At 63.0% G+C, this 13,744-nt stretch carries 15 protein-coding genes; 5 read left to right on the top strand and 10 right to left on the bottom strand.

The window, feature by feature from the left end:
- Window positions 1–54: 54 nt before the first annotated feature.
- The 3 genes from GEV37_RS09440 to GEV37_RS09430 all read right to left on the bottom strand — a co-directional run bounded on the left by GEV37_RS09440 (window position 55) and on the right by GEV37_RS09430 (window position 3,700).
- Window positions 55–2,157 carry a TonB-dependent siderophore receptor gene (locus GEV37_RS09440; RefSeq protein ID WP_227389984.1) on the bottom strand — a complete coding sequence of 701 codons (2,103 nt, stop codon included), beginning with the start codon at window positions 2,155–2,157 and terminating at the stop codon, window positions 55–57.
- Between the two features lie 156 nt (window positions 2,158–2,313).
- Window positions 2,314–3,216: a helix-turn-helix transcriptional regulator gene (locus GEV37_RS09435; protein ID WP_227389983.1), complete on the bottom strand. Its 903-nt coding sequence runs from the start codon at window positions 3,214–3,216 to the stop codon at window positions 2,314–2,316.
- A gap of 97 nt (window positions 3,217–3,313) precedes the next feature.
- Window positions 3,314–3,700, bottom strand: coding sequence for an accessory factor UbiK family protein (locus GEV37_RS09430; protein WP_227389982.1), 387 nt, complete (start codon window positions 3,698–3,700; stop codon window positions 3,314–3,316).
- Between the two features lie 328 nt (window positions 3,701–4,028).
- Between GEV37_RS09430 and GEV37_RS09425 the strand changes: the two genes are divergently transcribed.
- The 3 genes from GEV37_RS09425 to glnK all read left to right on the top strand — a co-directional run bounded on the left by GEV37_RS09425 (window position 4,029) and on the right by glnK (window position 6,209).
- Window positions 4,029–4,367 (top strand): P-II family nitrogen regulator, encoded by a 339-nt coding sequence (locus GEV37_RS09425; RefSeq protein WP_227389981.1) that lies wholly within the window; start codon window positions 4,029–4,031, stop codon window positions 4,365–4,367.
- Between the two features lie 94 nt (window positions 4,368–4,461).
- A complete protein-coding gene (locus GEV37_RS09420; RefSeq protein ID WP_227389980.1) occupies window positions 4,462–5,709 on the top strand; it encodes an ammonium transporter in 1,248 nt (415 codons plus the stop codon).
- A 161-nt stretch (window positions 5,710–5,870) separates the two neighbouring features.
- On the top strand, window positions 5,871–6,209 hold the full coding sequence (glnK, locus tag GEV37_RS09415; RefSeq protein ID WP_227389979.1) for a P-II family nitrogen regulator: 339 nt from the start codon (window positions 5,871–5,873) through the stop codon (window positions 6,207–6,209).
- Between the two features lie 73 nt (window positions 6,210–6,282).
- On the opposite strand, the gene GEV37_RS09410 is transcribed toward glnK, so the two are convergent.
- Window positions 6,283–7,059: a ferredoxin--NADP reductase gene (locus GEV37_RS09410; RefSeq protein WP_227389978.1), complete on the bottom strand. Its 777-nt coding sequence runs from the start codon at window positions 7,057–7,059 to the stop codon at window positions 6,283–6,285.
- Window positions 7,060–7,247: 188 nt separating this feature from the next.
- On the opposite strand from GEV37_RS09410, the gene GEV37_RS09405 reads away from it, so the two are divergent.
- Window positions 7,248–8,174 carry a LysR family transcriptional regulator gene (locus GEV37_RS09405; protein ID WP_227389977.1) on the top strand — a complete coding sequence of 309 codons (927 nt, stop codon included), beginning with the start codon at window positions 7,248–7,250 and terminating at the stop codon, window positions 8,172–8,174.
- Window positions 8,175–8,275: 101 nt separating this feature from the next.
- Here GEV37_RS09405 and GEV37_RS09400 read toward each other — a convergent pair whose 3' ends face one another.
- The 5 genes from GEV37_RS09400 to phnD all read right to left on the bottom strand — a co-directional run bounded on the left by GEV37_RS09400 (window position 8,276) and on the right by phnD (window position 12,238).
- Window positions 8,276–8,707, bottom strand: coding sequence for a host attachment protein (locus tag GEV37_RS09400; RefSeq protein ID WP_227389976.1), 432 nt, complete (start codon window positions 8,705–8,707; stop codon window positions 8,276–8,278).
- A gap of 89 nt (window positions 8,708–8,796) precedes the next feature.
- Window positions 8,797–9,606: a phosphonate ABC transporter, permease protein PhnE gene (gene phnE / locus GEV37_RS09395; RefSeq protein WP_227389975.1), complete on the bottom strand. Its 810-nt coding sequence runs from the start codon at window positions 9,604–9,606 to the stop codon at window positions 8,797–8,799.
- Window positions 9,600–10,406, bottom strand: coding sequence for a phosphonate ABC transporter, permease protein PhnE (gene phnE / locus GEV37_RS09390; RefSeq protein ID WP_227389974.1), 807 nt, complete (start codon window positions 10,404–10,406; stop codon window positions 9,600–9,602). Before phnE (GEV37_RS09390) ends, phnE (GEV37_RS09395) begins: the two co-directional genes overlap by 7 nt.
- The gene (gene phnC, locus GEV37_RS09385; RefSeq protein ID WP_227389973.1) at window positions 10,393–11,190 is read right to left on the bottom strand and encodes a phosphonate ABC transporter ATP-binding protein; all 798 of its coding nucleotides are present in this window, start codon (window positions 11,188–11,190) and stop codon (window positions 10,393–10,395) included. The genes phnE (GEV37_RS09390) and phnC overlap by 14 nt, the downstream gene beginning before the upstream one ends.
- Before the next feature lie 55 nt (window positions 11,191–11,245).
- Window positions 11,246–12,238 carry a phosphate/phosphite/phosphonate ABC transporter substrate-binding protein gene (phnD, locus tag GEV37_RS09380; RefSeq protein ID WP_227389972.1) on the bottom strand — a complete coding sequence of 331 codons (993 nt, stop codon included), beginning with the start codon at window positions 12,236–12,238 and terminating at the stop codon, window positions 11,246–11,248.
- Between the two features lie 150 nt (window positions 12,239–12,388).
- Here phnD and GEV37_RS09375 point away from each other — a divergent pair, with 150 nt between their 5' ends.
- Window positions 12,389–12,979, top strand: a complete 591-nt coding sequence (locus GEV37_RS09375) for a histidine phosphatase family protein (RefSeq protein WP_227389971.1) — start codon at window positions 12,389–12,391, stop codon at window positions 12,977–12,979.
- Here the strand turns inward: GEV37_RS09375 and GEV37_RS09370 are convergent.
- On the bottom strand, window positions 12,976–13,704 hold the full coding sequence (locus GEV37_RS09370) for an amino acid ABC transporter ATP-binding protein (RefSeq protein WP_227390135.1): 729 nt from the start codon (window positions 13,702–13,704) through the stop codon (window positions 12,976–12,978). The genes GEV37_RS09375 and GEV37_RS09370 overlap by 4 nt on opposite strands.
- Window positions 13,705–13,744 lie beyond the last annotated feature (40 nt).

The following is a 13,744-nucleotide window of genomic DNA, read 5'->3' as shown; positions in this document are numbered from 1 at the left end:
GCAACGCCCAACGCTCGAGCGCGGCGGCTCGAGCGTTGGGCGCGGGGCGCGGGGTCAGAAACGGTAGTGGACGCTGGCGGTCACGCTGCGCTCTGCGCCGAAGTAGCAGTAGTCGAGCGAGTTGCAGGTGGCGACGTACTCCTTGTCCAGCACGTTGTTGACGTTGAGGCGGGTCTCAACGCCTTCGAAGCCCTGCTGGCCCCAGTCGTAGCCCACCGTGGCGTCGACCAAGGTGTAGTCGGGTACCTTCTCGGTGTTGGCGCGGTCGGCGGCGATGTCGGCGTAGTGGCGAACGCCCAGGCCTGCGTCCATGCCGCTCAGCAGGCCATCGGTGGGTGCGTAGTGGCCCCAGGCCTGAAGCTGATGACGTGGCGCGTAGATGGCATTGTTGCCTTCGTTGCCGTCGTCGCTCTTGGCATAAGTGATATCGGTGAAGCTGTAACCCGCCTGCAGCGACAGCGTGTCGGTGAGCCGGGTCTGCGCTTCGAGCTCCAAGCCCCGGGACTCGATCTCGCCGACGGCGCGGTAGGGGTCGGTCGGCTGTTCCTTGGTCGCCACGTTCTCCTGGCGGATGTGGAAAACGGCGGCGCTGAACTGGCTTTGGCTGCCCTCGGGCTGGACCTTGACGCCGGCCTCCCACTGCTCGCCTTCCATGGGGGCGAGCAAATCGCCACGCTCGTCAACGAAGCTGGTGGGCGTGAAGGCGGTGGAGTAGCTCACGTAGGGCGCCACGCCGTTGTCGAACAGGTAAACCACGCCGGCGCGGCCGCTGAGCTGGGTATCGCTGAGCGAGCTGTTATCGTTGGTGTCGCGGTTGGTGTTGTCGATGCTGACCCAGTCGTAGCGCCCGCCCAGGGTGAAGCGCCAGCTGTCCAAAGCGATCTGATCCTGCAGGTAGATGCCGGTCTGCTCGATTTGGTGACGCTCGCGAACCGGCGCGTAGAAGGTGACCTCGCTCGGGTCGACGCCATAGATCGGATCGAAGGCGTTCAGCGATGGAAACGCGCCCGAGGGCCAGGCGACATCGTTCTCGCGGCGCTGGTAATCCACGCCGAAGAGCAGTGTATGCGCCATGGCCCCACTGTCGAGGTGGGCTTCGAGCTGGTTATCGACGGTCCAGGCCTCCAGCGACTCCTCGGCCCCCGAGTAGTAGCGCGTCAGTTCGTCGGACGTGGGCGATGTCCAGCCGAATCCATAGGGCTGGTTGAGGAGCACGTCCGAGTTCAGGTAGCGCAGCAGCTGACGACCGGTGACCTGCTCGTTGAAGCGATGCTCCAACGAGTAGCCGAACATCCGCTGGGTACGCTCGTAGGCGTCGTATGCCGGCTCGCCATCGAAGAAGTTGTTGCTGATCCTGCGTCCATTGCGGGGTACCACGGCTCCCTCGAAGGGCACGCCGGAGTGGTAGCCGCCTTCGGGCTCGTCCTGTAGATACGCTTCGAGCGTCAGGCTGGTGGCATCGGTCATGTCCCAGGTCAGGCGCGGGGCGATGGCGTAACGCTCTTCTTCGGCGGGGTCGAACTGAGTATCGGCGGCGTGAGCGATACCGGTCAGGCGGAACGCCACGCGCTGCGTGTCGCCCAGCGGCCCGGTCACATCGAACGCGGCGCTGCGCTGGTTATTATTTCCGACCCGAAAGCGCAGCTCGCCGCCTGGCTCGAATTCGGGGCGCTTGCTGTTGAGCGCCACCACCCCGCCCGGTGAGGCGCGCCCGTAAAGTACCGAGGCCGGGCCGCGCACCACTTCGATACTGTCCAGAAACCAGGGATCGATTCTCATGGTGCTGTGGGAGTTGGCGTCGCCCATCAGTTTCAGGCCGTCGAGAAACGTGTTGCTCAGGCTGCCGTCGGAAAAGCCGCGCAGCACGAGGTAGTCGAAGCGGTTGGAGGCGCCGACCTGATTGGTGTACACCCCGGGGGTGTAGTCGGCGGCGCGCTGAACGGTATCGACGCCACGGCGTTGCATCTGCTCGTCGGTGATGGTCGAGACGCTCTGGGGTGTTTCCAGAAAGGGGGTGGCGACCTTGGTGGCCGCCTGCTGGGCGGTCACCGTGACGGTCGCAAGCTTGCTCGAGGCGGTTTGAGCCTGGGCACCAAACGATGCCAGAAGAACGGCGAGGGTGACAGGCGCGAGCGTGAGGGAGCGGGTGGGCAGCATGATGGGTCCTGATGGCAAGGCGAAACGCTGTTTTAGGTAATGAGAATTATTACCTTTTGTGCCTCGGAAAAGGTATGCGTAGCGCCAGATTTGCTATGCGTGATGTCACAAGGCAGGGAGGCGAGGAACCGTTGGCGACGAGCGCGCCGATAGCGCTCAGGGCGGAAGGCTTGAGATGTGGGGAGTGACACCGAAGGCCCGCTTGAAGGCGGTGGCGAAGTTGGTCGCATGCTTGAAACCGCAGGCGTGGGCGACTTGCTGCACGCTGTGCCCCTGGGCGAGAAGGCGGCGGGCCTGCTCCAGCCGGCAGCGTCGAATATGCTCGAAAAGCGTGTAGCCGTAGAGTCGGCGAAACTTCTGGCGCAGGCTGCTCGTACTCATGGCGGCGTCGCTGGCAAGGGTCGCCAGACGATACTCTGCGCCGGGGTGATGGCGAATGCGTTCGTGCAGCGCGGTCAACCGCGCCCGCTCGGGCGGTGAAAGCCCCGGCACGGGAGCGGTTGCATGGCCCTCGGGAAGAGCGATGCCAAGCAGTTGCAGGGCGAGCCCCTGCCAGGTCAGCCGCTGGCGCCAGCTACCGGCGGACAGGTGGGCCATATCGCACAGCGTGCGATGCAGGGCGGTGGGCAGGGCCCAGGTATGCAGCATGTCCTGGCTCGATGGCGCGGGGAGTTCCAGCGGCGCCGTATCCAGCACCGCGAGGTTCACGGTTTGCAGCTGGCGCTGGCGGGGTTGATGAACGACCAGTGGCCGGTCGGCCGCCAGTGATGCGCAGAATCCTTCGCCGGGGCCCAGGCGACGGGCCTGTTCGCCCAGCGTCAGCGATACGCCGCCTGACAGCACCACGCTGATGAACCACGGCACGCTCTGACAGGACGACGAGGTATAACCGCGCTCGATGTCGAGGTTCGAGAGCGTCAGGTGCAGCGAATCGAGCAGGCGTACATCGTGGACCTGCCCGCTCGCCACCCACGCCCCTGCCGGGGTGTCGTCGAGGCAGTAGCGAATGCCGAACCGTTGTCCCCATTGGTTCAGGGTCTGGTGGGTAATGGCGTTCAAGAGTGCTGCCCCGTATTGGTGCGCCGCGGCGGGGCGACATCGAGCCTTGGCCGTCAGCCCAGCGCGGCCCTCGAACCGCCCTCGGCGCCTTGCAGTTTCACTCGCCGAGGTCGGGATTTATTCCGGTGGCGTCTTTGGTGGCCTTGGTGGCGCGCGGCTTGGGCGCTTTCTTGGCGGGCTCGGCCGGGGCAGGCGTTGCCTGCGCTTCGGCTTCCATCGCCGGTGCCTGGGTTGCCTGGGCGGCATCGATGGAGGCTTCCAGGTTGGCCACCTGGCGCTCCAGCGCCTCGACCCGCGAGCGTGTGCGCTGGAGCACGTCCATCAGAATGTCGAAGTCTTCCCGCGACACCAGCTCCAGCCGGTCGAAGGCGCCGCGCATGACCTGCTGCACGCCTTTCTGGATATCCTCCGGGGTGTGGGAGGCATTCTGCAAGCGGTCGCCGATCTGCTGCGCGAGTCGGCTGATGCGGTCTTGGGTCGCCATGGCTATCTCCTGGTACGAACGCATAGAAGTGAACTGCTTGTTCACAAGGATACGCAACGCGGACGAAATACGCATGTTTCCTCGCCGCGGGGGCGCGAAATTTTGCTGCATCAAAATGATGCGAGGCATTTTTCTTTCCGCACCCGGCTGGTGCAAGCCCTTGGGGCCGGTCTCCAGGCTTCGCTCGTCGAGACGGCCAGGAAAGGCCGTTTAGCGTTCAAGTGGCTGATTTAAATGGCCATGAGGGTGAGTGGCACGGTATGCGCATTAGCGAGGCAGTGCATTCGTTCAGGCGGCGCGCCGCTACCCATCCAGCAGGAGAACCGGGATGAAACTCATCACCGCTATCATCAAGCCCTTCAAGCTCGACGATGTCCGCGAAGCACTCGCCGACAACGGCGTGCAGGGCATCACGGTCACCGAGGTCAAGGGCTTCGGGCGTCAGAAGGGGCATACCGAACTCTATCGCGGCGCCGAGTACGTCGTCGACTTTCTGCCCAAGGTGAAGGTGGAAGTGGCGGTGGACGACTCGCGCCTCGACGGCGTGCTCGACGCCATCTGCAGCGCGGCCAACAGCGGCAAGATCGGTGACGGCAAGGTGTTCGTCACGCCGCTCGAGGACGTCATCCGTATCCGGACCGGAGAACGCGGTGCTGACGCGGTATAACGCTCCAGCGGTGCTATCCGTCCATCGTTTTCGATCCTCTTTCACCGACTGCCTCTCTAAAAAGACAACGTTATTCGTACACGGGGAATGACTCATGAATGAAGTAACCGATCTGAGCTATGCGCTCGATACGTTTTACTTTCTGATCTGCGGCGCGCTGGTCATGTGGATGGCCGCCGGCTTCTCGATGCTGGAAGCCGGCATGGTGCGCGGCAAGAACACCGCCGAGATCCTGACCAAGAATATCGCGCTGTTCGCCATCGCCTGCACCATGTACCTGCTGGTGGGATACGCCATCATGTACTCGAGCGGCGAGGGCGGCTTTCTGCCGAGCCTGAGCTTTCTGATCGGCGGTGAGAACAGTGTCGAGGCGGCACTGGGCGGCGGCGAAGACGCGCCTTACTACGCCATGCGTGCCGACTTCTTCTTCCAGGTGGTGTTCGTGGCCACGGCCATGTCCATTGTCTCCGGGGCCGTGGCCGAGCGCATGAAGCTCTGGGCATTTCTGGCCTTTGCCGTGGTGATGACTAGCGTCATCTATCCGGTTTCCGGCTACTGGACCTGGGGCGGCGGCTGGCTCGACGCCGTCGGCTACTCCGACTATGCCGGCTCCGGTATCGTGCACATGGCTGGCGCTGCCGCGGCGCTTGCCGGTGTACTGATTCTGGGTCCGCGTCGGGGCAAGTACGGCAAGGACGGGGCGATCCACGCCATCCCCGGTGCCAACATGCCGCTGGCGACCCTGGGTACCTTCATCCTGTGGATGGGCTGGTTCGGCTTCAACGGCGGCTCCGAGCTCAAGCTCTCCGATGTCGCCTCGGCCAACAACGTCGCCCAGGTGTTCGTGAACACCAACGCTGCTGCCGCTGCCGGGGTCATCGCTGCGCTGGTACTGGCCAAGCTGTGGTTCCGCAAGGCGGATTTGACCATGGCCCTCAACGGCGCACTTGCCGGGCTCGTGGCCATCACTGCCGACCCGCTTTCACCCACTGCCCAAGGGGCAGCCTTGATCGGCGCCATTGGCGGGGTAATCGTTGTGGGCTCCATCGTCATGCTCGACAAGATGAAACTCGATGACCCGGTGGGCGCGATTTCGGTGCACGGCGTAGTGGGTATCTGGGGCGTGCTGGCGGTTCCCTTCAACAATGCCGATGCCTCTTTCGGTGCGCAGTTGATCGGTATTGCCGGTATCTTCGCCTGGGTCTTCCTGGCGAGCCTTGTGGTCTGGCTGGTACTCAAGGCCATCATGGGCATTCGTGTCAGCGAAGAAGAGGAGTACGAGGGCGTGGACATCGCCGAGTGTGGCCTCGAGGCCTACCCGGAGTTCAGCGTCAAGAAATAAGCATTCTGGGCACCTGTCAGCGCCCCTGGCCTCCCCTTTGCGGGAGGCCTTTTTATTCTCCGGCAGGAGCGGTGTATGCTTAAGGGGAACAGGGCGCGTTTGGCCTCCAGTGACCTTCGCTTACCCAGATAATAACGGGCTACAAGTTAAAGGATGTCGCAATGAAACTGATCTCAGCCATTATCAAGCCGTTCAAGCTTGATGACGTACGCGAATCCCTGTCGGACATCGGCGTGCAGGGCATCACCGTGACGGAAGTTAAGGGCTTTGGCCGCCAGAAGGGGCACACCGAGCTCTACCGAGGTGCCGAGTACGTGGTCGATTTCCTGCCCAAGGTGAAGCTCGAGGTCGCCGTCGACGACGAACTGGCCGAGCAGGTGATCGAGGCGATCACCCAGGTCGCCAACACCGGCAAGATCGGCGATGGCAAGATCTTCGTCATGCCGCTGGAGCAGGTGATCCGTATCCGTACCGGCGAGACCGGCAAGGATGCCGTCTGAGTCGCACGCGTTTCTGGTGCGCCAATAAAAAGCCCCGTACTCGCCGAGTACGGGGCTTTTTGCATGAAAGCGTCTATTTCTCAACGAAGGCGCGCTCGATCACGTAGTCGCCGGGTTCACCCATGCGTGGCGAGATGTTCATGCCGAGTTCGTCGAGCAGGGCGCTGGTGTCGTCGAGCATCGCCGGGCTTCCGCAGATCATCGCGCGGTCCTGGCGCGGATCGATCGGCGCAAGGCCGGTATCCTCGAAAATTTTGCCGGTACGAATGTGATCCGTCAGCCGGCCCATGGTGTGAAACTCTTCACGGGTGACCGTCGGGTAGTAGACGAGCTTTTGGGCAACGTCTTCGCCCAGGTACTCGTGGGCGGGCAGCTCCTTCGTGATGAAGTCGGCGTAAGCCAGCTCCGATACTTCACGCACGCCGTGCACCAGCACCACTTTCTCGTAGCGCTCGTAGACCTCCGGGTCCTGGATCAGGCTCATGAAGGGGGCCAAGCCAGTGCCGGTGGAGAGCATGTAGAGATTGCGTCCGGGCAGCAGGTCGTCGCACACGAGCGTTCCGGTCGGCTTTCTGCTGACCATGATCTGATCGCCCACCTTCAGGTGCTGCAGGCGCGAAGTGAGCGGGCCGTCCGGCACCTTGATGCTGAAGAACTCGAGGTGATCCTCGTAGTTAGGGCTGGCGATGGAGTAGGCGCGCATCAAGGGCTTGCCGTCGACCTCCAGGCCGATCATCACGAACTGGCCGGTCTTGAAGCGCAGGCTGCGCTCGCGGGTGGTGCGAAAGCTGAACAGCGTGTCGTTCCAATGATGAACGCTCAGCACTTCTTCCAGGGCAAACTTGCTCATGACGGCTCCTTGGGGTGCGAATGTCCTGTCAATAGAAAGGTATTCAATGGAAAGGCATTCGCATTCAATATTCTTGAAAAGAATAAAAGAACGTTGACGTTGATGTGAGTAAGTCTAAATAGTCGCGTCTTATCTGTTAAGCCAATTATACTGATAATCCTTATCTGTAAAATCGATATAGGCCTTGCATGCATTACACCCTGCGCCAGCTCGAGGTCTTCGTCGCCGTGGCCCAGCACGAAAGCGTCTCCCAGGCGGCGCGCTCGCTCGCCATGTCGCAGTCCGCCACCAGCACCGCGCTGACCGAGCTCGAGCGCCAGTTCGACTGCCAGTTGCTCGACCGCCTCGGCAAGCGCTTGAAGCTCAACGCCTTGGGCTTTCAACTGCTGCCCAAGGCGGTGGCGCTTCTCGATCGCGCCGAGGAGATCGAGGAGCTTCTGCGCGGACAAAATGGCGTGGGGGCGCTGGAGGTCGGAGCGACCCTGACCATCGGCAACTACCTGGCCACGCTTCTGATCAGCGACTTCATGCAGCGCTACCCGGGCAGCCGCGTGCGGCTTGCGGTGCGCAACACGCGCCACATCATCGATGGCGTGCGCCAGCATGCGCTGGACCTGGGCCTGATCGAGGGTCAGTGCGACGACGAGATGATCGTCAGTCAGCCCTGGGTCGAGGACGAGCTGTGCGTGTTCTGCTCGCCGCGCCACCCCTTGGCCGGGCGCGCGCATCTCGAGCTCGAAGAGCTGCTGCGCGAGGACTGGATCATGCGCGAGGAGGGCTCCGGCACGCGCATGACGCTCGAGCATGCCGCGCGCCATCGCCGAAGCCGCTTCAACATGCTTCTGGAACTCGAGCACACCGAGGGCATCAAGCGCGCGGTGGAGTCGGGCCTGGGTATCGGCTGCGTCTCGAAACTGGCGCTGCGCGACGCCTTCCGGCGCGGGAGCCTCGTCGCACTTCCCACACCGGAGCTGGATTTGAAACGCCAGTTCACCTTCATCTGGCACCGCCACAAGTACCTGACCACCGGCGTGCGCGAATTCCTGCGGCTATGTCGCGAGATGACCGCCGGCGCCAGCAAGAGCGACGATATCGCGCTGCCGCCGGTGCCTTGATCAATGCATGGCGGGCCGCCAGCGCGGCAAGAACGTCAAAGGCCGCTCGACATGAGCGGCCTTTGACGTGAGGGAAGGATGAGTGACGGCACCTTCATTGCTCAGTCGAGCCTGCTGATCGCCTGCTCGATCTCATCGGCGGTGGCCTTGCTCAGGTCCTTGGCCAGGGTATGGGTTACCAGCTTCTGGGTGGGCCCATCGAGCTTGTCTCGCAGAAGCCCGAGAAACGTCGGCGGCGCCACGAGCACGAGCGCGTCCATCTGATGGTTCACCCGGGCGTCGTAGAGCCGTTGGGTGACTGCCTTGGCGAACAGCTCGTTCTCGTGTTGCAGGGCCTTACCCCCTTCCGCCGAGGAACGGGTCGCCCCGGCGGACGAGGTATGGACATCCCCGCCGGGGCTATCGGTGACCAAGTCACCCTCGTGCATGCGTCCTTCGGCGTGCACCAGGCTCTGCGTCTCCGTGAGCGTGCCTGCGGCGTGGGTAAAGATCCGCGCTCGGCCCGCATCGGCAACCACGATATAGGTCGGCATGAGTAACGTCCTCCGTGTCGTCAGTGTCCATTAAACATGGCAAGCCTTGCGTGTGGGGTCAACTGAGTCACCTGCCCGTTCGGCAACGCCTAGAGCACCTTGCGCCTCAGAAGGCTCGTCACCGCCTCGCCAATCAATACCAGCACGATGATCGCCAGCAGGATCGTGGCCACCGTTGGCCAGGCGAAGGTGTCGATGGAACCCTGGAGGATGACACCGATACCGCCGGCCCCGACCAGCCCGAGCACCGTGGATTCGCGGATGTTGATGTCCCAGCGCAGAATCACGATGGCAAAAAACGCCGGCATCACTTGGGGCACGATAGCGTAGGCGATCACCTTGGCTTTCGAGGCGCCGGTGGCTTCCATCGCCTCCACCGGACGGCGGTCGATCTCCTCGATGGCCTCGCCCATGAGCTTGCCGATGAAGCCGACGGAGCGGAACACGATGGCGAGAATGCCCGCCAGCACCCCGGGGCCGAAGATCGCCACGAACAGCAGCGCCCAGATGATGGTGTTCACCGAGCGGCTGGCCACCAGGATGAAGCGTCCGATCCACAGGCACACCCGGTTGGGGGTGGTGTTTTGAGCCGCGATGTAGGCCACCGGCAGGGCGAGGAAGATCGTCAGGAAGGTGGCCAGGGTGGCGATATGCACGGTTTCGAGCAGCGCACTCAGGATGTTGGCCAGCCCCGCCGGGCTGGGTGGCCACATGCGCCCGGCAAGGCCCGAGATCTGGTTGGGGGCGTCCCACACCCAGGGCCAGAAGATGTCGATGTCCCGCAGCGCCCAGACCACCAGCATCAAGGTGAGCAGCAGCACGGCGTAGCGGATCAGACGCTCCTTGCGGTCATAGCGTTGCCAGACGCGGTCGGCGAGTCGTTCGGCGTGATCTACCATATCTTTTTCCTTACCCAGCCGCTCACGCCTTCGCTCAGTAGAATCACCGCGATGATCACCAGCAGGATCGCGAAGGCGAAGTCATAGTCGTAGCGCCCGAAGGCATTCATCAAGGTGCCGCCGATACCGCCGGCCCCCACGATCCCCACCACGGCGGAGGCGCGCAGGTTGCTGTCGAGCTGGTACATGGAAAGCCCCACCTGGCGCGGCAGGATCTGCGGGAACACCGCGTAGAAGAGGGTCGCCAGATACCCCGCCCCCGCCGCGCGCATGGCCTCCACCTGGCCCCAGTCGATCTCCTCGATCTCCTCGGCCAGAAGCTTCCCGACGAAGCCGATCGAGTAGAGCGTCAGGGTCAGGATGCCCGCCAGCGGGCCAAAGCCCACGGCGGCGACGAACAGGATCGCCACGATGACCGGGTGAAAGCTTCGGGAGACGATGATGATCGCGCGGCCCACCAGGTAAATGGGCATTGGCGCGATGTTGCGCGCCGCCATCACCGCGAAGGGGATCGACAGCAGTACCCCCAGAAGCGTTGCCAGAAGGGCGATCTGGAAGCTCTCCTTGAACCCGGTGAGCAGGAGCCCGTAGCGGTCGAAGTTCGGCGGGAAGCCGCCGCTGAAGATGCGTGCCGCCCGGGGCAGGCCCTCGCTGATCCGCGCCCAGTTGAACGGCAGCGAGCCGAAGGCCCAGATCAGGTACGCCGCAGCCAGGACCAGAAGGCCATAGCGCAGCAGCGGATTGGCGATGAACGGGGGCTTCTTCCAGTGCCGGACCGGCGCGGTGTCAGGAGACGCCATGGGAGGCCTCCTTCGGCGGCGGTGGCGCCAGTTCCTCGTCCGGCGCTTCGATACCGCCGTAGATCGCCTCCAGAGCCTCCTTGTTGAAATCCACCGGCGCACCGTCGAAGATCATCTTGCCGTGACGCAGGCCGACGACCCGCTCGGTATAGGTCTTCGCCTGGGCGACATTGTGGATGTTGATCAGTACCGGCAGCGACAGCTCCGCCGCCAGGCTCTGAAGCAGCATCATGATCTGCTCGGAGGTACGCGGGTCGAGCGAGGCGGTGGGTTCGTCCGCCAGCAGCACTTCCGGGTCCTGCATCAGCGCGCGCACCACCCCCACCCGCTGGCGTTCGCCGCCGGAGAGCTCATCGGCGCGCTTGTTGGCGTAGTGGGCAATGCCGACCCGCTCCATCAGATAGAAGGCGCGGTCGATGTCCGCCTGGGGGTAGCGTCGGGAAATGGCCTGGAACAGATTCACGTAACCGAGCCTTCCGGCCAGCACGTTCTCCATCACCGTGAGCCGGTCGAGCAGATTGAACCCCTGGAACACCATGCCGATCTTGCGCCGGGCGCGCCGGAGCTCTCCTCCCTTGAGGTTGACGAGCTCGGTACCGTTGAGGGTGATCGAGCCGGAGGTAGGCTCCACCAGCCGGTTGATGCAGCGAAGCATGGTGCTTTTACCCGCTCCGGAGGCGCCCACGATCGAGACCACGGTGTTGCCTTCGACGCTCAGGTTCAAACCCTTGAGCACCGCTTCGCCATGGCCGTACTGCTTGACCAGATCCTTGATTACTAACATGTCATCGTACTCATTCGCGAAAGAGTGTCGCACCGCGTGAGCGGTGCGACCAGGGTTACTCCAGGTTTTCCTGGGTATAGCTCACGCCGTTGGCGGCCTGGATGGTACGGATGACCTGCCAGTTATCCTTGTAATTGATCGGAATGAATTTCTCCACGCCCTCGAACTCCTCGCCAAGCTCGGTGCCGGCGAAATCGAAGCTGAAGAACGCCTCTTCGATCTTCTCGACCAGATCCGGATGCAGGTTGTAGGCGTAGTTGTAGGAGGTGGTGGGGAAACGGTCGGACTCGTAGATCATGCGCACGTCGTCGGTATCATAGAGCCCGCGCGCGGCCATGCGATCCACAACCTCCGAGGCTACCGGTGCGGCGTCGTAGTCGCGAGCGACCACGCCCAGCATCGACTGGTCGTGGCTGCCGGAGTAGACGACCTCGTAGTCCTCGTCCGGGGTGATGCCGAGTTCCGGCAACAGCGCCCGAGGCGCCAGGTTGCCGGAGTTGGAGGTGGGCGAGGTGTGGGCCACGCGCTTGCCCTTGAGGTCCTCCAGGTCCTGGATGTCGGAATCCACGTGGGTGAACATCTGCAGCGTGTAGCCGAACTGGCCGTCGTCGGAGCCCATCAGTGCGAAGGGCACGGCCCCGGCCAGGTTCACGGCGAAGGGGGTGGGGCCCGTCGAGAACCCGGCAATGTGCAGCCGGCCGCTGCGCATCGCTTCGACCTGGGCGGCGTTGGACTGGACGGCAAAAAAGCGCACGTCGCGCCCGGTTACCTCGGAAAGATGGTCAATGAAAGGCTGCCAGATGTCGGTATAGATGGCAGGATCTTCTACCGGGGTGTAGGCGAAGATCAGCGTGTCCGGATCGAGCCACTTAGACTCGTCCGTCGGACGGTCGGCGACCAGGTCGCCGTTTTCATCGCAGTACAGGGCGTCCAGGTCGCCGCGCTCACACTCGGCGAAGGCATGAGTGGACAAGAACGCTAGGGGGAGAACCGCACCCGCCAGCAGCGAACGCTTGAAGGCGCGCTTGGAAGCAGTGAACGTAGTCATGTGAACCTCGATTGTGGGGTTATTTTTATGAAGTTATGCGCAGTTTTGAGCGTCGTGTGGCAATGTAAGCGGCGTGAGTTTCGTTACTGCGCATAAAATGTTTGTTTTTCGAAAACGACACTTCTTCAACGTAGGGTTTGTGACAAACTTATGTCAAGCACTTTACAGGGCTCCTTATACCATTGGCGCAATCGCTATCTGCTGATGCGCCACGGCCATAGTCAGGCCAACGAACGTGGGCTGATCATAAGCTCTCCGGAGCGCGGGCTCGAGGCCTTCGGGCTTTCCGATACCGGCCAGCGTCAGCTCGATGACAGGATCGCGCACTGGACCTGGCCCAGGCCCACGAAGGTGGTCCATTCGGATTTCTTGCGCACTACCCATACCGCCCAACGCGTGGCCGAGGCCTTCGGCCTCTCCATGGCGGTGGATACTCGCCTGCGCGAGCGGGGGTTCGGTGAGTTCGAGGGGGGCGCCGACAGCGCCTATCCGACGGTCTGGGAGCAGGACGCCGCCAGTGCCGAGCACGATACCGGCGGGGTCGAACCCGTGAGTCGGGTGGCGGCGCGCATGCGCGAGGCGATCGAGGCGCTGGAGCAGCGCTACACGGGAGAGGTGATCCTGGTAGTGAGCCACGGCGACCCACTGCAGATACTGCTCACTGCGCTGGCCGGCCGGCCGCTCACGAGACATCGCGAGCAGCCGGCGCTTTTGCCTGCCAGCATCACCGAGTGGGGCTAGTGGCCGAGGATCTGGCTCAGGAAGAGCTGGGTGCGCTCGGACTGGGGGTTGTTGAAGAACGGCTCCGGCGCGTTCTCCTCGATGATCTGGCCCTGGTCCATGAAGATGACTCGGTCCGCCACGGTCTTGGCGAAGCCCATTTCGTGGGTTACGCAGAGCATGGTCATGCCTTCGTTGGCGAGCTCGATCATGACGTCCAGCACTTCCTTGATCATTTCCGGGTCAAGCGCCGAGGTGGGCTCGTCGAACAGCATCACGTCCGGGTGCATGCATAGCGAGCGGGCGATGGCCACGCGCTGCTGCTGACCGCCAGAGAGCTGGCCTGGATACTTCTTGGCCTGTTCGGCGATTCGCACCCGTTCCAGGTACTTCATCGCCTGGGCCTCGGCTTCGCGGCGGGGTTTCTTCTGCACCCACATCGGCGCGATACAGCAGTTCTCCAGCACGGAGAGGTGGGGAAACAGGTTGAAATGCTGAAATACCATGCCGACGCTTCGGCGCACCTGCTCGATGCGCTTGACGTCCTGGGTGAGCGGCACGCCGCCCACCACGATCTCGCCCTGCTGATGTTCTTCCAGGTGGTTGATGCAGCGGATCATGGTCGACTTGCCCGAGCCTGAGGGCCCGCAGATCACGATACGCTCGCCACGTTTCACTTCAAAGTCGATATCGCGCAACACGTGAAAGTCGCCGTACCACTTGTTGACGCCGCGCATCTCGACCATCAGGTCTTGGGGTTTCAAAGCTGCTTCGCTCATGAGGGGG

It is taken from the genome of Vreelandella malpeensis (assembly GCF_020622355.1).
GTDB lineage: Bacteria > Pseudomonadota > Gammaproteobacteria > Pseudomonadales > Halomonadaceae > Vreelandella > Vreelandella malpeensis.
Note: the sequence above shows the minus strand (reverse complement) of the source record. Positions and strands in the feature narration are given on the sequence as shown.

Coding starts and splice junctions, on each gene's coding strand:
- GEV37_RS09440 (WP_227389984.1), bottom strand. CDS start 2,157: ATGCTGCCCACCCGCTCCCTCACGCTCGCGCCTGTCACCCTCGCCGTT.
- GEV37_RS09430 (WP_227389982.1), bottom strand. CDS start 3,700: ATGGCGACCCAAGACCGCATCAGCCGACTCGCGCAGCAGATCGGCGAC.
- GEV37_RS09425 (WP_227389981.1), top strand. CDS start 4,029: ATGAAACTCATCACCGCTATCATCAAGCCCTTCAAGCTCGACGATGTC.
- GEV37_RS09420 (WP_227389980.1), top strand. CDS start 4,462: ATGAATGAAGTAACCGATCTGAGCTATGCGCTCGATACGTTTTACTTT.
- glnK (WP_227389979.1), top strand. CDS start 5,871: ATGAAACTGATCTCAGCCATTATCAAGCCGTTCAAGCTTGATGACGTA.
- GEV37_RS09410 (WP_227389978.1), bottom strand. CDS start 7,059: ATGAGCAAGTTTGCCCTGGAAGAAGTGCTGAGCGTTCATCATTGGAAC.
- GEV37_RS09405 (WP_227389977.1), top strand. CDS start 7,248: ATGCATTACACCCTGCGCCAGCTCGAGGTCTTCGTCGCCGTGGCCCAG.
- GEV37_RS09400 (WP_227389976.1), bottom strand. CDS start 8,707: ATGCCGACCTATATCGTGGTTGCCGATGCGGGCCGAGCGCGGATCTTT.
- phnE (WP_227389975.1), bottom strand. CDS start 9,606: ATGGTAGATCACGCCGAACGACTCGCCGACCGCGTCTGGCAACGCTAT.
- phnE (WP_227389974.1), bottom strand. CDS start 10,406: ATGGCGTCTCCTGACACCGCGCCGGTCCGGCACTGGAAGAAGCCCCCG.
- phnC (WP_227389973.1), bottom strand. CDS start 11,190: ATGTTAGTAATCAAGGATCTGGTCAAGCAGTACGGCCATGGCGAAGCG.
- phnD (WP_227389972.1), bottom strand. CDS start 12,238: ATGACTACGTTCACTGCTTCCAAGCGCGCCTTCAAGCGTTCGCTGCTG.
- GEV37_RS09375 (WP_227389971.1), top strand. CDS start 12,389: ATGTCAAGCACTTTACAGGGCTCCTTATACCATTGGCGCAATCGCTAT.
- GEV37_RS09370 (WP_227390135.1), bottom strand. CDS start 13,704: ATGGTCGAGATGCGCGGCGTCAACAAGTGGTACGGCGACTTTCACGTG.